Raw genomic sequence first — 18,129 nt, forward strand, 5'->3', positions numbered from 1 at the left:
GTTCCGCACGTTAAAAATTCTGTGACGCTCCCCAGCATTCCTGGCGTAAAGCTTTCCATTCCTCAAATCTATGCGCAAACTTTAACTATTCTTATCAAACATACTCACGGGAGATCCTACAGATGATGTCAACGCTTGCCCCACCATCTGTACTTTCCGCTCCCCAGCGCCGTTGCCAGGTGCTGCTGACGCTTTTCCTGCCGGGGCAAATCGCTACTACACAAACCTTCAGCAGCCTCAACGGTGTCGATGATGCCACGGTTCAGGAAGATATTATTGGCGCAGGACTCGAAATCCAGCGCTATCACCGGCTCGCGATAGCCACCGCGCAGAATGGTGGCTATACGATCGAAGGAACCCCGCTAAATCAGCGTCTGTGTCTGTTGCAGTGGCTGCGCCGTGGCCTGCGGATTTGTCCTGCCTTTATCGCCCAGCAGTTTACCCCGGCGTTAAAAGCAGAACTAAAACAACGGGGGATCGCACGTACGCTGTATGACGACACCAATCTGCATGCGCTCATTAATCTGTGCTCCCGGCGCTTGCAGAAGCCGTTTGAGTGTCGTGACATCCAGTTCCTGCGCCTGTATTTACAGTATTGCCTGCTACAGCACCATGCGGGGATCACCCCGGAGTTTAACCCACTCCAGCAACGCTGGGCGCAATCCTGCGCGGAATATCCTCTCGCAGAGGAAATTGGCCGTCACTGGCAGCGCCACGTCATGCAGAGTGCACCGCTGGGCGAATCGCTGTTTATGGCGTTGCTGTTCTCAATGCTTCGCATCCCCGATCCCATCCGCGATAATCACCAGCAGGATCGCCGCTTGCGTCTTGCTATTGCGCGGCTGGTGCTGCGTTTTCGCGAGTATGGCAATGTGCGCTTCAGCGATGAGCAAGGGCTGAATGACCAGTTGTATATCCACCTGGCTCAGGCACTGAACCGCAGCGTGTTTGCCATCGGCATTGATAACACGCTGCCGGAGGAGTTCAGCCGCCTTTATCCCCGGCTGGTTCGTACTACCCGTGAGGCAATTCACGGCTTCGAGGCCGAATACGATGTGCAATTTTCCGAAGAAGAGATCGGGCTGGTGGCCGTTATTTTCGGCGCCTGGCTGATGCAGGAGAAGGATTTACACGAAAAGCAGATTATCCTGCTGACCGGTAGTAACGAACAACTTGAAGTGCATATAGAGCAACAGCTGCGCGAACTGACGCTGCTGCCGCTCAACGTAAAACATATGCCGATGCAGGACTTTCAAAAAGAGGGTGCCCCGCGCGGCGTAACGCTGATTATTACGCCTTACACCACGCCGTTACCGCTATTTTCACCCCCGTTGATTCATGCGGATCTGGCGCTTACGCCGCATCAGCAGCAGCAGATCCGCAAAATCCTCGAATCATAACGTTGCAGGCTGCGCGACCACCTTCGGGCGCAGAACGATTGCCGGGAGCGCCACCAGCGCCATCACCCAGAACACGCCGCTGCCCAGATTCTGGTACAGATAGCCCGCGAATACGGTCATGATGGCGATACTGCCGCCCATCGCTATCGCGGAATACACCGCCTGCAAACGAATAACTTCGCTCCCCTGGCGTGCCGCGATATAACGCATTGCCGCCAGGTGGCAGACGGTAAAGGTTCCGCAATGGAGGATTTGCACCACGATCAGCCACGGCAGCTCGGTGCTCCAGCCCATCAATCCCCAACGCGCCACCCCGCAAACGGCGGAAAGCAGCAGCAGATCGCGGGCGCTGAAGCGACGGAACAGCTTGTGGCTAAGCGCGAAAATAATCACCTCCGCCACCACACCTAGTGACCATAAATAGCCCACCGCCGAAGCGGAATATCCGGCAGACTGCCAATAGATGGCGCTGAAACCATAATACGCAGCATGCGCACCCTGTAGCAGACTCACGCAAGCAAGAAAACGCCAGCTCTGGGTTATCAGCGCGCGCCAGGCGGGCCATCCCGCATTCTCATGCTGACGGTTTTCACCCGCTGGCTGCACGCTCGGGCGAATCATCATGCCCAGCAGCATCGAGGCGACGCCAAGCGATAGCAGGACCAGGATCACCCGATAGTCAAACAGGCTCACCAGTTTGCCGGTTAGCGCGGAGCCGATCACAAAAGCCACAGATCCCCACAGTCGCACCCGACCGTAATCCATGGTTATCTGTTTCTGCCAGGTGTTGGCCAGCGCATCGGTCAGCGGTACCAACGGTGAGAAAAACAGGTTAAAACCGACCATCACCACCATCAGCCACGCCACGTTGGTTCCCGCCCAGAAGGCCAGCGCAAACACCAGCGTCAACAGGGCCAGAATACGTAACGCTGAGATCAGCCGAGAGGGATCGCTCACACGCGGCGCAATCAGCAAACTACCGAGAAAACGGGCAATCAGCCCCGCCCCCAGCAGTAAACCGATGGTTTCCGGCGTCAGCCCTAACCCTTCGAGCCAGACGCTCCAGAAAGGCAGAAAGATACCGTAGCTAAAGAAGTAGGTGAAATAACCGAGCGCCAGCCAGCGCGTGGAATGCAAAGCCATGAATCCCTCCCGTTTGGAGGCGATAGTCTGGCGACAAACGCAGGCTGGCGCAAGAGAGCATTAACAGGCAGATAACATGATTTTTGCCCTATTCGACGCTAATTTGCATCGCAAAATGGCAGCGTTCTCCCTGCGCTAAAACCTGCAATCCCGGCTGCCCCTGCATGTTGTGGGCATTCACCGGATGCGTTTGCGGCTCCAGACACAGGAACTCCTCACCCGACATTCTGAACAGCATCAACCACGGAGTTTGCGCTAAAATCGTGACTTTCATCACATCACGATGAATAACGGCCCGCCCGCTCCAGCCAGAATATCCGACATTCAGCCAGCTATCCTCACCGTATTGCGCATGCATGAAATCAGCCGCTGAAGGGATATCACGTTGCCATTCCAGCGGCAGATGCTGCTCCCCCTCAGGCCAGTAGCCGCTTGCGGTGAACTGCGCCGTACTGCGCTTATCAAAGGCGAAAAACGGATGGAACCCGCAGCCGTAAATCATTGGCTGCTCACCGCAATGAGTGAGCGTCAACGAGGCGTGCAGGCTCGAGGTTTCCAGTTGATAGCAAAGCTGCGCCGTATAGTCGTAGCCACAGGGATGCCAACTGCGCAACTGCAGCAAACAACCGCTTTGGGTGACAGTGATAACCTGCCAGCGTTGCAGCCAGCCGTCACCGTGCAGGAAAAAGGTGTCATCTGCGCCATGTTGAGGTAAAACCACCTCTTCACCGCGCAGCATAAAACGATTTCCCGCCACCCGATTCGCGACCGGCAGCATCGGGAACAGGCCGCAATCACCGGGTTGCTGACCATGACCTTCGCGTAAAATGGCCTGTTGATGTTGTAACGAAACCAGACTTAATAGCGAACCGCCCTGCGAGTCTACGCACATCCGCAGATGTGCGTTTTGTAGCGTCAGCAGACCATCCATTATCGGGCGCTTCGTTGCTGGGCTGATGTGCCAGCTTTTGTATGTTGCGCCGCCAGCTGTTCTTCCAGCGCTTCCAGCGTCACGCCTTTGGTTTCCGGTACATTACGCAGAACATATATGAAGCCCATCGCGCAAATCACACCGTACAGCAGGAAGCTTCCCGACGCGCCCAGACTCGCATTGAGCAGCGGGAAGGTATAGGTCAGCAGGAAGCAGGCAATCCACAGCGCCAGCGTCCCCAGCGACATCGCCAACCCACGAACGCGATTAGGGAAAATTTCAGACAGCAGCACCCAGGTCACCGGAGCCAGCGTCAGGGCATAAATAGCGATCGCCGCCAGCACCAGAACCAAAACCGGCCAGCCCATAATGCCCAACCCGTATGCCCCGGCAATGAGTACGTAGATAACCGTCAGCCCTGATGCACCGAACAGCATCAGTTTACGACGCCCAATTTTGTCCACCAGTGGCAGAGCGGCAAGGGTAAAGACCAGATTGATGATCCCTGTCGCCACGATCGATTTTAACGTACCGTTGATGTCGAATCCGGCAGAAGCGAAGATCTCCTGCGCATAGTTGAAAATAACGTTGATCCCACACCACTGCTGAAACACTGCCAGCACCATACCAATAATCACGATCGGTTTGATCTGCGGTTGTAACAGCGTTGACCACGCGACCTTGTGATTATCTTTTTGCAGCGTATGTTCAATCTCTTTCAGCGTTTGCCCGGCATATTCCGCCGAACCAATGCGCTGCAGCATGGCGCGCGCACGATCGGCTTTTCCCGCTTTCACCAGCCAGCGCGGCGATTCAGGAACAAAGAACATCAGCACCAGGAAAATTACCGCGGGCACTAATTCTGCGCCAAACATCCAGCGCCAGCCCGTCTGACCGTTCCAGCTTTCAACAATTGCCTGCTGCGTAGCGCCTGTGGCAACAGGTTCGGCAATCATCAGGTTGATAAGCTGCGCCGCCAGCACGCCAATGACGATGGTGAGCTGGTTAACGGCCACAAAGCGACCACGCTTTTCAGCGGGGCTAACCTCGGCGATATACAGTGGGCTTAGCGCAGACGCCAGACCAATCCCCACGCCGCCAACGATGCGATAAACAATAAACATATCGAAGTTACTGGCGACGGCGGTTCCCCAGGCGGAAGCGCTAAAGAGGATCGCTGAGAGAATCAGCGGCATTTTTCGGCCAAATTTATCGGCGCACCAGCCGGAAATCAGCGCGCCAAAGATACAACCAACCAGCGCGGAACTCATCGCCCAGCCGGATTGTGCCGGATCGGTAATCGAGAAATATGCTTCATAGAAGGGTTTTGCCCCACCGATCACCACCCAGTCATAGCCAAACAGTAAACCTCCGCAGGCCGCAACCAGGCAGATAGTCCAGACGTAACCAATCTTTAAATGTGTCTGCGCGTTATTCATTATGATTCCTCTTTCAGGGAAACGCAGGGTACAGTAGGTTTCGGGTGAGGTTACCCCCACCCGTTTCGGGTGTTACTGGAAAAGCCTTACGTTAATGGCGTGACGCAGCAGTAATGCCTTGTCATGTGCCGGATTGAGTTGCAGGAGTTGATCAAGTTCACGCTGACAGGCGGCGCTATTTCCCAGCCCCAGATGCCCAAGCGCATTGATAAACAGGCAGTGTTGCTGGTGTTTTGCTTGTGCTGAGGTATCCAGCACCACCAGGTCGGGTAGCGATACGGCAAAGAAATCGACATCCGGCACGTTGTCGTGATGCGACTCAACCCATTGCAGGAAGCTATTGAACAAAGCGTCCGCCTCTGCGTCATCGCCAAGTTTTCTCTGCGCCATACCCTGCCAGAAGAGATAGTCCACTGGCTGGTCGTTGTAATAACGTCCGGCATCCAGTGAGCTGCCGCCACGCGTCGCACGGGAGAAGTAGCGCTGGGATTCCTCGAAATGGCCTTGCAGCTGCGCGCAATGCCCCAGCAAATACCAGATGTCATTATCCGTTTGCCCAGGCAGACGCCCCTCCCCGAGGTTTTGTGGGTAGTGCAACGCCTGTTGCAGCTGCGCGATGGCGGTTTGCAGGTCGCCGGACTGAACGGCAGCAAGGGCACGATGCATCTGATTCAGCAGATATTGCCCGGTGGCTTTACCTTCACCACCTTCCCACGGATGGAACACGCGTTCACGTAACACTGCGGCGGCATCGTCGTAGCGCCCCACCCCATTCCACAAGCTGAGCAGTTCCACCGTCAGATCGTCTCGATGGAAGACAATCTCTTTACTGGCTTCCAGTCGCTGCAGACGCTGCTCAGCGGGTTGTGCCATTAACTTCTTGAGATAGTCGAGTTCAAACAGGAAGCGAGCATTCTGTGGTTCCAGCGCCACGGCCTGCGACAAATACTGCATCGCCTGCTGTGCATCGTGCAGTTTGTTCCAGGCATAGATTCCCAGTAAACGGTGTACCGGTGCGAAATCCGCTTCCTGCGCAAGCGTGAACTGCCAGCAGGAAACCGCCTCGGCATAACGCCGTTTGCTGTACCAGAAGCAGCCGAGGAAATAGCGGGCAAAAGCACTTTGCTCAAGAGTTTGCAGCATCTGCACTTCATCCAGCGTATTGGGGAAGCGCACGCGGTTTTGCAGACACTCACGAGCACGTTCAATGAACGGTTGTGGATTATCGCTCAGCGAAGCGCGCCACAGCATCGGCAGCGTTTCCTGGCTGTCGAGCAGTTCCAGCACGCTACGGGCAGCATCCTTTTGCCCCAAAGAAGTCAGCCAGCCTGCCAGTTCACACGCGTTGGTCCCGCGCCGCCCGGTAATCGAGATTAGCGCCTGTGCAGTGGCCTCATCCTGGCAAATAGCCCAGCGCGCATAGTGCAGGGTGTAACTCAGCGGATAATCAACCAGTTGTTGGCGAATGTAGTCCAGCGCTTGCACATTGCGATCAAACTTTGCCAGCGCCAGCGCTTTCAGCCCCATCGCCAGGTTATTACTGCCGTTAAAGCGCAGGCTCTGCTCGACCTTTTCCAATGCGCCAGCGTAGTCCTGACGCTTCATCGCCAGACGCGCTAACGACCAGAAAGCCGCATCCCGGCAGTTGCCGCTCCAGCTGGCCTTATAATAATTATCCCACGCGCTGTCATCATCGCCCTGACGTTCCTGTGCGGCGGCCAGCAGCATACTTGCCTCACCATCACGCGGATTTTTATTGAGCTTATGCGCCCGCTCCAGCGCCTTGCCAGCACATTGTGCCGCCAGCGCCCAGTCGGCGCGGTTTAGCGCCAGCGTCCCCAGGGCCACATTATTGCGGTAGTCCAGCGGATCAACGTCCAGCGCGCGGCGATAATAATCTTCGGCATAGCGGCTGGCGTGGTTGTACTGCTCCAGATGCTGACCAATAAAATAGAGTTCATCGGTATTAGAAAGCGCTTCTGGCAGCGCTGGCGCGACGGCCGCCGAAGGCAGCGGTAATTCTTTCGCGATGTGCTCTTCGTACTGCAAAAGCGTAGTGCCATCGACGCTTGTGACGGTCATCGTCACCCGGGCATGGCCATTGTCAGACACATCGGCCAGCCAGCTCTGTCCAGGCTCAAGGGTGAGGGTATTTTCATAGAACGGCTGCCCGTGCGCAGCAAGCGTAACCTGAACATCGCGTAGCGGCGCAATCGCATAAACGCCCACAGAAAGCTGGCTACGCTCACGCACCAGACGAAGCGCCAACTGCGTGCTGGCGTTTTGCACCATTCCTAGTTCGCTGTAGGGCAAGAAGTTTTGCACGAAGACTTTCTCTTCGTACGGCGCAAGCCAGGTGAAATCCGGCTGATTATCGGTAAAGACCCCGGTCATCAGTTCAATATACGGACCGTTGTCATCGGTGAGATTACGATCCCAGGCAACACCAAAGTCGCCGTATCCCCATGTCCACTGTTTTTTCCCCGGCGAAACATGGTGATCGGCCACATGCAGCAACCCACCACGCTCGCCGTGATGCCACGCGCCAACAAAATCATAATCTGATTTTTCAGCCATATAGGAGGTCGGTACGGGTACGTTCTTGTAGCGTGAGATATCCACACCGGCCGAATAGTCCACTTTGTAGTATGTGCCGGTGGCGATGGGAAACGCTGAGACATCGCGCTTACCGTGGTCAAATACCGCCGTCACATCCGGAGGGAACACGCTCTGATGATCGTCGCCGCCCTTCACCGCCGGATTCGCCCACCATAAGAAGTGGCGCGGGGTAGCGTTACCGTTAAACACCTTCCCGGTTATCTCGATCAACGCGCGATCCGGATACAGCGTGAATCCGGTCATCACCTGTAAACCGCGCATGGGTTCAACCTCACCCATCCACACGGTGTATTCACCCTGCTCACCCTGCTGCTGAGTAAAATCCACCGGCATAAAGGTGGTCGGGCGATGATGTTGCGGCCAGTTAAACTCGATACCGCCGGAGATCCACGGCCCAAGCAGACCGACCAGCGCGGGTTTCACCACTTCGTTGTAGTAGACGCAGTCGCGCTGCTGCACTTTGTCATACGCTCGATGAATACGCCCGCCTAACTCCGGCAGCAGCATGATGCGAATGAAGTCATTCTCCATCCACACCGCCTGATAGTCGCGCATTTCACGTTTGCCGGTCAGCGTATCAATCACGCCGTAAGGGTAAACCGCTCCAGAAGATCCCTGATACACCCGTTTTTCCAGAAACATTGGGTTGGCATCTTCTTCACCCGCCGCCCAAGTTGGGAGGGTGATCGTTTCCTGCCAGACTTTAACTGAACCGTACATGCCGCTCTCCACTCAATGAACAAAAGTAAAAATTCAACTTGATGCTATTCTGCGGCAGTTAGGTGGCGTTAAAATGCGCAATGCTCACGCAATATAGTTAAGGGAGTTAAGTGAATGCAGCGTTCGGGGTTCAACAACGTCAGGGTCCGTCAGGCGAATAAACAGATCTTTTTGTCTCACCTGTGGCGGGAAAAACAGCTCAGCAAGTCACAGCTGGCGCAGCTCACCAGCCTGTCGATCCCGGCGGTCAGCAATATCCTCGAAGAACTGATGGATGAAGGGAGAATCAGCCATTCGCGAGAAACCTTAAGCCAGCGCGGTTTGAGCAGCGGCAGCTATCATTTGCCAGAAAAAGGCGCCTGGACGCTGTGCATCAACGTCACCCCCACCAGCATCACCAGTCAACTGGCGGACGCGCGACTGGTGGCTGTAGGCGACTGGCAGCATGAAGTCATCAACCCCGAATCGCCAAAAGCGCTGCTGTCAGCCCTGGCGGCACACTGGCGGGAGTATCGTCGGGAATTTCCCGATGTGACGATTAATCTGGCGCTTGGCGTTCATGGTCAAGTTGATCCGATAACCGGTGCATCAAAAACCATGCCCCAGGCCCCGTGGAAAACTCCGGTGGAAATAAAATATCTGCTGGAGGAGAAGCTCGGCGTGCAGGTCCGGCTGGACAATGACTGCGTGATGCTGGCGCTGGCGGAAAAATGGCAAAACCCGGCGGCAAACGGTGATTTCTGCGTGATTAACGTTGATTACGGTATTGGCTCATCGTTTGTGATTAACGATAACATCTGGCGCGGTAGCCTGTATGGCAGCGGTCAGATTGGGCATACCATCATTCATCCCGATGGTGTCGCCTGTGACTGTGGTCGCTATGGCTGTCTGGAAACCGTAGCGTCATTAAGCGCATTGAAAAAGCAGGCCCGGGTGTGGATGAAATCGCAGCCGACATCCCTTTACGATCCGGAAACGCTCACCACTGACCAGCTAATTGCGGCCTGGCAGCACGGAGATGTCCGCATTCAGGCCTGGGCCGAAAATGCCGCCAGCGCCATCGGGCTGAGTCTTTATAACTTTCTGAATATACTGAATATTAACCAAATATGGTTGTATGGGCGTAGCTGCGCATTTGGCGACAGCTGGCTCAATACGCTGGTGCAGCAAACTGGGTTTAACCCATTCGATCACGGCGATAACCCGCGAGCCAGAGCCACGCAGATAAGCTTCGGTAAGCTTAATCGCACCCAGCAACTGATGGGCATTGGCTATCTGTATGTCGAGTCACAGCTTAGCGAGTTATAGCCATTACTCCGTCAGGCTCACCGCTAAACGTTCATGTACCGTGGCGATAAAATCGGTCAACGCCGGTTTGATTGGCCCTTTTTTCCACGCCATCAACAGCGCAATGGTCGGAACATCGCCAACAATAGGGCGGAAAACCACCTGTCCGGTATTAAAATTATTCATATAACCGGGTATCAAAGTCACCCCCAGCCCCATGCCGACCAGGTTCATGGTCACCAGAATGTTGGTTGCCACCTGCACAATGTTGGGCTGGCTTTTTTGCTGCTGAAACCAGTTTTTGACAATCATCGCTAACGCGCCAGAGTAGGCCGGATCGGTGCTGACAAAATTCACGCCGTGTAGTTGTTCTGCGGAGATTGCTTGCTCATTAGCTAACGGATGATTCACCGGTAAAACCACTACTAACGGCTCATGAATCAGCTCCAGATAATCCAGATCCGAACTGTACACCGGGTGGCGCATTAAGCCCACATCCAGCTCTCCACTCAGGATCTTCTCTTCCTGTTCGGTGGTGATCAGACTCACCAGCTCAATGTGCGTATCAGGCTGTTTTAAACGAAACAAAGGCAGTACCTTCGGCAGCAGATTTACCTCTGCGGAAGGGACAAAACCGATGGCGAAATGATTATCTTCCTGCACCGTTTTACGGGCACGAACTTTGGCGTTTTCCGCCTGTTCGAGGATCGCCTGCGCATCTTGTAAAAAGCACTCTCCCGCCGCCGTCAGCGCAACTTTTCGTTTATCCCGCACCAACAACGGAACGCCCACGCACGTTTCCAGATCGCGGATCTGGCTGCTTAACGACGGCTGAGAGGTATGCAGCTTCTCTGCCGCTCGGGTGAAATTCAGCGCCTGCGCCACCGCTACGAAATAGCGTAAGTGCCTCAGTTCCATGCCCTTCTCCTTGTTATCGAAAAAATGTCTCAACTGGTAGAAATTTACTATTTCACAGATTGATAACTAACCAGCAACATCCTTAGGGTACAAAAAAAGAAGGTCAATACATCTTAGCTTTCAGGATTAAAAAATATGACCACACCCTCAAATTTAGACATCTACCAACTGATCGACTCGCAAAACGGTCGCGTAACCCCACGAATTTATACCGACCCTGAAATTTACCAACTGGAACTGGAACGCATCTTCGGACGCTGCTGGTTATTTCTCGCCCACGAAAGCCAAATCCCCAAACCCGGTGATTTTTTTAACACCTACATGGGCGAGGATGCGGTTGTGGTGGTTCGCCAGAAAGACGGCAGCATCAAAGCGTTTCTCAACCAGTGTCGCCACCGCGCAATGCGCGTCAGCTACGCCGACTGCGGCAATACCCGCGCCTTCACCTGCCCGTATCACGGCTGGTCGTACGGCATTAACGGCGATCTGATCGACGTCCCGCTGGAACCGCGCGCCTACCCGCAAGGGCTGTGCAAATCACACTGGGGGCTGAACGAAGTTCCTGGCGTAGAGAGCTACAAGGGACTGATTTTCGGCAACTGGGATACCTCCGCGCCTACGTTGCGCGATTATCTCGGCGATATCGCCTGGTATCTCGACGGTGTGCTGGATCGTCGTGAAGGCGGCACCGAAATCGTCGGTGGCGTACAAAAGTGGACCATCGATTGTAACTGGAAATTCCCCGCCGAACAGTTTGCCAGCGACCAGTATCACGCGCTGTTCAGCCATGCCTCGGCCGTGCAGGTGCTGGGGGCAAAAGACGACGGCAGCGACAAGCGCCTGGGCGACGGACAAACCGCCCGCCCGGTGTGGGAAACCGCCAAAGACGCGCTACAGTTCGGTCAGGATGGGCACGGCAGCGGATTTTTCTTTACCGAAAATCCCGATGCCAACGTCTGGGTCGACGGCGAAGTCTCCAGCTATTACCGCGACACCTACGCGGAAGCCGAGCAGCGTCTGGGTAAAGTTCGCGCCCTGCGTCTGGCCGGTCACAACAACATTTTCCCAACGCTTTCCTGGCTCAACGGTACTGCCACCTTAAGGGTCTGGCATCCGCGCGGGCCGGATCAAGTTGAAGTGTGGGCATTCTGTATTACCGATAAAGCCGCCTCTAATGAAGTGAAAGCTGCGTTTGAAAACAGCGCCACGCGCGCCTTTGGCCCCGCCGGATTCCTGGAGCAGGACGACTCGGAAAACTGGTGTGAAATTCAAAAACTGCTGAAGGGTCATCGCGCACGCAACACCAAGTTGTGTCTGGAAATGGGGCTTGGCCAGGAGAAACGTCGTGAAGACGGCATTCCGGGGATCACCAACTACATCTTTTCGGAAACAGCCGCGCGCGGCATGTATCAGCGCTGGGCCGATTTGCTCAGCAGCGAAAGCTGGCAGGAAGTGCAGGAGAAAACCGCAGCTTACCAGCAGGAGGTGATGAAATGAGCACCTTCGTTTCTCAGGAACTACACCACCGCATTACACAGTTTCTCTACCATGAAGCCAGCCTGCTGGATGACTGGAAGTTTCGTGACTGGCTGGCACAACTGGATGAAGACATTCGCTACACCATGCGTACGACGGTCAATGCCCAGACGCGCGATCGTCGCAAAGGCGTGCAGCCGCCGACCACCTGGATTTTCAACGACAACAAAGACCAGCTCGAACGTCGTATCGCGCGGCTGGAAACCGGCATGGCCTGGGCGGAAGAGCCACCGTCGCGTACCCGGCACCTGATCAGCAACTGCCAGGTCAATGAAACTGGAGTTCCCGACGTCTTTGCCGTGCGCCTTAATTATCTGCTGTATCGCGCGCAAAAAGAGCGCGATGAAACCTTTTACGTCGGCATGCGCATAGACAAAGTGCGCCGTTTGCCGGGCGATGAGTGGCGCTTACTGGAGCGTGAGATCGTGCTGGATCAAGCGGTGATCACCTCCCATAACCTGAGTGTACTGTTCTGATGAGTCGTGTTTATGCTTGCCCCGTAGGGGATTTGCCGGAGGGTGAAGCGCTCCGGCTTGATACCTCGCCCGTCATCGCGCTGTTCAACGTTGGCGGCGAGTTCTATGCCATTAACGATCGCTGTAGCCACGGTAACGCCTCGATGTCGGAAGGCTATCTGGAAGACGACGCTACGGTGGAATGCCCGCTGCATGCCGCCAGTTTTTGCCTGAAAACCGGCAAGGCGTTGTGTCTACCCGCCACCGATCCGCTAACCACCTACGCGGTATATGTGGACGGTAGCGATGTGTTTGTTGATATTCCAGAGGACGCAAGATGAGCGATTTACGCGATAACGTGGTCTTTATCACCGGCGGCGGCTCCGGTCTTGGCCTGGCGCTGGTCGAGCGTTTCATCGAAGAAGGTGCGCGGGTCGCCACACTGGAGCTGTCGCCAGCTAAAGTTGCCAGCCTGCGTCAGCGCTTTGGCGAACATGTGCTGGCAATCGAAGGCAACGTCACCTGCTACGCCGACTATCAGCGCGCGGTAGATCAAATCCTGACGCATTACGGTACGCTGGACTGTTTTATCGGAAATGCGGGGATATGGGATCACAATGCCTCGTTGGTCAATACGTCTGCGGATGCGCTGGAGAGCGGCTTTCATGAGCTGTTTAACGTCAACGTGCTGGGCTATCTGCTGGGCGCGAAAGCCTGTGCCGCTGCGCTTATCGCCAGCGAAGGCAGCATCATCTTTACCCTGTCCAATGCGTCATGGTATCCCGGCGGCGGCGGCCCGCTGTATACCGCCAGCAAACATGCGGCTACCGGGCTGATTCGCCAGCTGGCCTACGAGCTGGCACCAAAGGTACGTGTTAACGGTGTCGGTCCGTGCGGTATGGCGACAGATCTACGCGGCCCGCAGGCGCTGGGACAAAACGATACATCGATTATGCAGTCGCTGACGCCGGAAAAAATCGCCGCTATTTTGCCGCTACAGTTTTTCCCTGAGCCTGCGGATTTTACCGGCCCGTATGTAATGCTGGCGTCAAAACGCAACAACCGCACATTAAGTGGCGTGATGATCAATGCCGACGCCGGTCTGGGTATTCGCGGTATTCGTCACGTCGCCGCCGGACTGGATCTCTGAGGAGACGTTATGAACCCAAAAACTATCGCTATCGTCGGCGGCGGTCAGGCGGCGGCTATGGCTGCCGCTGCACTGCGCCAACAAGGTTTTGACGGCGAATTACACCTGTTTTCCGATGAGCAGCATCTGCCCTATGAACGCCCACCGCTCTCCAAAGCAATGCTACTGGACGACAATCCGCAACTTCAGCCGATACTCCCCGCTGACTGGTGGCGGGAACACAACGTACAGCTGCATCTGGGGGTTACTGTGCAGACGCTCGGCCGCCAAACCCATCAGTTGGTGCTGGCTAATGGGCAGAGTTATCCATGGGATCGGCTACTGATTGCAACGGGCGCTGCGGCACGCCCCTTTCCGCAACTGGATAAGCTGGGCGATCGTTGCTTCACCCTGCGCCACGCGGGCGATGCCGAGCGCCTGCGCGACAATTTATTGCCGGGCAAGTCGATTGTCATTGTCGGTGCGGGCACCATTGGTCTGGAACTGGCGGCCAGCGCGACTCAACGCGGCTGTCAGGTGACAGTGGTGGAGCTGGCGCCAACGGTCATGGGCCGCAACGCGCCTGCTCCGGTGCGCGACTACCTGCTAGCCCGCCACCAACTTGCGGGCGTGCGGGTACTGCTTAACAGCGCTATTGAGCATGCCGAAGCGGGAGAGTGTCTCTCGCTCATGCTGCAAAACGGCGAAACTCTCACCGCCGATGCGGTGATCTATGGTATCGGTATCGTGGCGAACGATATGCTGGCCCGCGAAGCGGGACTGGAGACAGTGAACGGCATTATCGTTGATGCCGCCTGCACCACCTCCGATCCCGCGATTTTCGCCGCCGGTGACGTAGCGATAACGCGCCAGGCTGACGGTTCGTTAGTACGCGTGGAAAGCTGGGAAAACGCCAATTTTCAGGCACAGGTTGCCGCCGCCGCGATGCTCAATCAACCGCAGCCAGCAGCAACGCTGGGCTGGTTCTGGACCGATCAGTACCGTGATAATCTACAGTTTATCGGCGAAATGCAGGGTGAGAACTGGCTCATACGCGGCAATTCAGATGCGCAGAGAGCAATATGGTTTAACCTACAGGATGGCGTGATTGTTGGGGCAGTAACGTTGAATCAGGGCCGAGAAATACGTTTATTGAGAAAATGGATTCAGGCAAAGAAAAAGCCGCCAGTGGCGACTTTAATCGATGAAACAATCTTGCTTAAGTCAATATAACTGCCGGATGGCACTTCGTTTATCCGGCCTACATGTGAGTTACCTGTAGGCCGGAAAAGGTGTTTACACCACCATCTGGCAATCCGTATTACTTACGCGTAAACCGGGAAACGTGCACAGATATCCAGCACTTTACCTTTGACGCGCTCGATAACAGCTTCGTCATTGATGTTGTCCAGAACGTCACACATCCAGCCAGCCAGCTCTTTCACTTCAGCTTCTTTAAAGCCACGGCGAGTCACAGCCGGAGAACCGATACGGATACCGGAAGTCACAAACGGGCTCTTCGGATCGTTCGGTACGCTGTTTTTGTTAACGGTGATGTTAGCACGGCCCAGCGCGGCATCAGCTTCTTTACCGGTCAGGTTTTTATCAACCAGATCCAGCAGGAACAGGTGGTTTTCAGTACCGCCAGAAACCACTTTGTAGCCACGGTTCAGGAACACTTCCACCATCGCTTTGGCGTTTTTGGCAACCTGCTGTTGATAAACCTTGAACTCAGGCTCCATCGCTTCTTTCAGCGCCACAGCTTTCGCCGCGATCACGTGCATCAGCGGGCCGCCCTGCGCACTTGGGAACACAGCAGAGTTCAGTTTTTTGTACAGCTCTTCGTCACCGCCTTTCGCCAGGATCAGGCCACCGCGTGGACCCGCCAGGGTTTTGTGGGTGGTGGTGGTCACAACGTGTGCGTGTGGAACCGGGTTCGGATAAACGCCTGCGGCAATCAGACCCGCAACGTGCGCCATATCGACGAACAGATATGCTCCGATGCTGTCAGCGATTTCACGCATTTTTGCCCAGTCAACAACACCGGAGTAAGCAGAGAAGCCGCCGATGATCATCTTCGGTTTGTGCTCTTTGGCCTGCTTAGCCATGTCTTCGTAGTCAATTTTACCGGACTCATCAATACCGTAAGGGATGATGTTGTACAGTTTGCCGGAGAAGTTAACTGGGGAGCCGTGAGTCAGGTGGCCGCCTTGTGCCAGGTTCATACCCAGAACGGTATCGCCCGGTTGCAGCAGAGCGGTATAAACAGCGAAGTTAGCCTGAGAACCAGAGTGCGGCTGTACGTTAGCGTAGTCAGCGCCAAACAGCTCTTTTGCACGATCGATAGCCAGTTGCTCAACGATATCAACGTACTCGCAACCGCCGTAGTAGCGCTTGCCCGGATAACCTTCAGCATATTTGTTGGTCAGCTGAGAACCCTGCGCCTGCATAACACGCGGGCTGGTGTAGTTTTCGGAGGCGATCAGTTCGATGTGCTCTTCCTGACGTACTTTTTCCTGCTCCATAGCCTGCCACAGTTCGGCATCATAATCGGCAATGTTCATTTCACGCTTTAACATCCGCATCTCCTGACTCAGCTAACAATAAAATTTTCGGCCTTAAAAGGCGGTCCGTAGGACAACGGCGAACAGTATAACCGAATCATTCTTCGATAACAGGTCTTGACAAAGGATTTTACGCAAACGATTACCTTCATGGTACGCAAGGCTTTGGAGAACAAAGGTCTGCTGAATTTCAACGGATTTCTTTTCAGGTTTGTGATGCAGATTTTTCACGATGTAACCTTTACAACGCAAAGTTACAAAGAACCATTTACAATGCAAGGGTATTTTTTATAAGATGCATTTGACATACATCATTAAAGTCTCAGATAAAGGAAGACCGTATGCTTGACGCACAAACCATCGCTACAGTGAAAGCCACCATTCCCCTGCTGGTTGAAACAGGCCCGAAGCTGACCGCCCATTTCTACGACCGCATGTTTACGCATAACCCAGAGCTGAAAGAAATCTTCAACATGAGTAATCAGCGTAATGGCGATCAGCGTGAAGCGCTGTTTAATGCTATTGCCGCGTATGCCAGCAATATCGAAAATCTGGCGGCACTGTTGCCGGCTGTTGAGAAAATCGCACAGAAGCATACCAGCTTCCAGATTAAACCCGAGCAGTACAACATCGTGGGTGGCCATTTACTGGCAACGCTGGACGAAATGTTCAGCCCAGGCCAGGAAGTTTTGGATGCGTGGGGCAAAGCATATGGCGTGCTGGCGAACGTTTTCATCAACCGTGAAGCGCAGATTTACAGCGAAAATGCCAATAAAAATGGCGGCTGGGAAGGTACCCGTCCTTTCCGCATCGTGGCAAAAACCCCACGCAGTGCACTTATCACCAGCTTTGAGTTTGAACCTGTCGACGGTGGCGCAGTAGCTGAATATCATCCGGGGCAATATCTGGGCGTCTGGTTAAAGCCGGAAGGTTTCCCGCATCAGGAAATTCGTCAGTACTCACTGACCCGTAAACCCGATGGCAAAGGCTACCGTATTGCGGTTAAGCGTGAAGACGGTGGTCAGGTTTCAACCTGGCTGCACAACCATGCGAATGTTGGCGACGTTGTTCACCTGGCCGCACCTGCGGGCGATTTCTTTATGGACGTCACGACCGACACCCCGGTATCTCTGATCTCCGCGGGCGTGGGACAAACCCCAATGCTGGCGATGCTGGATACGCTGGCAAAAGCGAAGCATACGGCGCAGGTTAACTGGTTCCACGCGGCAGAAAATGGTGACGTGCATGCCTTCGCTGATGAAGTCAACGAGCTCGGCAAAACGCTGCCACGCTTTAGCGCACACACCTGGTATCGTGAGCCAACCGAAGCCGATCGTGCGAAAGGTGCGTTTGATAGCGTAGGTCTGATGGATTTGAACAAACTGGAAAGCGCAATCAGCGATCCGGCGATGCAGTTTTATCTGTGCGGTCCGGTTGGTTTCATGCAGTTCGCCGCGAAGCAGCTGGTCGGTCTGGGCGTGAAAAACGAGAACATTCATTACGAATGCTTCGGTCCGCACAAAGTCTTGTAATGTGTTACGCGAGTAGGCCGGATAAGGCGTTTACGCCGCCATCCGGCAATCACTCTGCCTGATGCGCTACGCTTATCAGGCCTACAAATTAACGGCGCGGCTTAGATTGCCGCGTCGTCTTCTTCACCGGTACGAATACGAATAACGCGTGCCACGTCGAAGACAAAAATCTTACCGTCACCAATTTTGCCGGTCTGGGCAGTACGGATAATGGTGTCGACGCAGGTATCGACGATGTCGTCGGTAACCACAATTTCAATTTTTACCTTCGGCAGAAAATCCACCATATATTCCGCGCCACGGTACAACTCGGTATGGCCTTTCTGACGGCCAAAACCTTTCACTTCTGTCACAGTCATACCGGTAATGCCGACTTCTGCCAGCGCTTCGCGGACGTCGTCCAGCTTGAAGGGTTTAATAATCGCATCAATCTTTTTCATGCTATTCCTTGAAAAG

Annotated in this window: 15 protein-coding genes; 8 read left to right on the forward strand and 7 right to left on the reverse strand. The window is 54.8% G+C overall.

What is annotated here, in order from left to right; all coding sequences use genetic code 11:
* Nucleotides 1–122 precede the first annotated feature (122 nt).
* Nucleotides 123–1,400, forward strand: a complete 1,278-nt coding sequence (gene csiE, locus OGX86_RS12725) for a stationary phase inducible protein CsiE (protein WP_032944230.1) — start codon at nt 123–125, stop codon at nt 1,398–1,400.
* Here csiE and OGX86_RS12730 read toward each other — a convergent pair.
* The 4 genes from OGX86_RS12730 to OGX86_RS12745 form a co-directional block, all read right to left on the reverse strand.
* A complete protein-coding gene (locus OGX86_RS12730; protein WP_128316401.1) occupies nt 1,395–2,543 on the reverse strand; it encodes a 3-phenylpropionate MFS transporter in 1,149 nt (382 codons plus the stop codon). The two genes, csiE and OGX86_RS12730, sit on opposite strands and share 6 nt — an antisense overlap.
* Before the next feature lie 88 nt (nt 2,544–2,631).
* Nucleotides 2,632–3,474 carry an aldose 1-epimerase gene (locus OGX86_RS12735; protein ID WP_136392226.1) on the reverse strand — a complete coding sequence of 281 codons (843 nt, stop codon included), beginning with the start codon at nt 3,472–3,474 and terminating at the stop codon, nt 2,632–2,634.
* Complete coding sequence (locus OGX86_RS12740) at nt 3,474–4,913, reverse strand: sugar porter family MFS transporter (RefSeq protein WP_048215775.1); 1,440 nt, start codon at nt 4,911–4,913, stop codon at nt 3,474–3,476. Before OGX86_RS12740 ends, OGX86_RS12735 begins: the two co-directional genes overlap by 1 nt.
* A 72-nt stretch (nt 4,914–4,985) precedes the next feature.
* Complete coding sequence (locus tag OGX86_RS12745; RefSeq protein WP_286640158.1) at nt 4,986–8,252, reverse strand: DUF5107 domain-containing protein; 3,267 nt, start codon at nt 8,250–8,252, stop codon at nt 4,986–4,988.
* 114 nt (nt 8,253–8,366) lie between these two features.
* Here OGX86_RS12745 and OGX86_RS12750 point away from each other — a divergent pair, with 114 nt between their 5' ends.
* Nucleotides 8,367–9,560, forward strand: coding sequence for an ROK family transcriptional regulator (locus tag OGX86_RS12750; RefSeq protein WP_048215773.1), 1,194 nt, complete (start codon nt 8,367–8,369; stop codon nt 9,558–9,560).
* A gap of 3 nt (nt 9,561–9,563) precedes the next feature.
* Here the strand turns inward: OGX86_RS12750 and hcaR are convergent, their stop codons facing one another.
* The gene (gene hcaR / locus OGX86_RS12755; protein WP_286640160.1) at nt 9,564–10,457 is read right to left on the reverse strand and encodes a DNA-binding transcriptional regulator HcaR; all 894 of its coding nucleotides are present in this window, start codon (nt 10,455–10,457) and stop codon (nt 9,564–9,566) included.
* Between the two features lie 135 nt (nt 10,458–10,592).
* On the opposite strand from hcaR, the gene hcaE reads away from it, so the two are divergent.
* Genes hcaE through hcaD form a run of 5 tightly spaced genes read left to right on the forward strand, consistent with a single transcriptional unit; the run spans nt 10,593 to nt 14,810 of the window.
* A complete protein-coding gene (gene hcaE / locus OGX86_RS12760) occupies nt 10,593–11,954 on the forward strand; it encodes a 3-phenylpropionate/cinnamic acid dioxygenase subunit alpha (protein WP_286640162.1) in 1,362 nt (453 codons plus the stop codon).
* Nucleotides 11,951–12,469, forward strand: a complete 519-nt coding sequence (hcaF, locus tag OGX86_RS12765; RefSeq protein ID WP_168978064.1) for a 3-phenylpropionate/cinnamic acid dioxygenase subunit beta — start codon at nt 11,951–11,953, stop codon at nt 12,467–12,469. Before hcaE ends, hcaF begins: the two co-directional genes overlap by 4 nt.
* Entirely contained in the window at nt 12,469–12,789 is a 321-nt protein-coding gene (gene hcaC, locus OGX86_RS12770) for a 3-phenylpropionate/cinnamic acid dioxygenase ferredoxin subunit (protein WP_003037633.1), read from the forward strand. Before hcaF ends, hcaC begins: the two co-directional genes overlap by 1 nt.
* The gene (hcaB, locus tag OGX86_RS12775; RefSeq protein ID WP_128316406.1) at nt 12,786–13,598 is read left to right on the forward strand and encodes a 3-phenylpropionate-dihydrodiol/cinnamic acid-dihydrodiol dehydrogenase; all 813 of its coding nucleotides are present in this window, start codon (nt 12,786–12,788) and stop codon (nt 13,596–13,598) included. Before hcaC ends, hcaB begins: the two co-directional genes overlap by 4 nt.
* A 9-nt stretch (nt 13,599–13,607) precedes the next feature.
* Nucleotides 13,608–14,810, forward strand: a complete 1,203-nt coding sequence (gene hcaD / locus OGX86_RS12780) for a phenylpropionate dioxygenase ferredoxin reductase subunit (RefSeq protein WP_136392230.1) — start codon at nt 13,608–13,610, stop codon at nt 14,808–14,810.
* Between the two features lie 92 nt (nt 14,811–14,902).
* On the opposite strand, the gene glyA is transcribed toward hcaD, so the two are convergent.
* Entirely contained in the window at nt 14,903–16,156 is a 1,254-nt protein-coding gene (gene glyA, locus OGX86_RS12785) for a serine hydroxymethyltransferase (protein WP_003835277.1), read from the reverse strand.
* Between the two features lie 326 nt (nt 16,157–16,482).
* Between glyA and hmpA the strand changes: the two genes are divergently transcribed.
* Complete coding sequence (gene hmpA / locus OGX86_RS12790) at nt 16,483–17,673, forward strand: NO-inducible flavohemoprotein (RefSeq protein ID WP_284105826.1); 1,191 nt, start codon at nt 16,483–16,485, stop codon at nt 17,671–17,673.
* Between the two features lie 101 nt (nt 17,674–17,774).
* Here the strand turns inward: hmpA and glnB are convergent, their stop codons facing one another.
* Complete coding sequence (gene glnB / locus OGX86_RS12795; protein WP_002914032.1) at nt 17,775–18,113, reverse strand: nitrogen regulatory protein P-II; 339 nt, start codon at nt 18,111–18,113, stop codon at nt 17,775–17,777.
* Nucleotides 18,114–18,129: the final 16 nt, after the last annotated feature.

This window comes from Citrobacter sp. Cpo040 (assembly GCF_030332915.1).
In the GTDB taxonomy this organism is placed as follows: Bacteria; Pseudomonadota; Gammaproteobacteria; order Enterobacterales; family Enterobacteriaceae; genus Citrobacter; species Citrobacter portucalensis.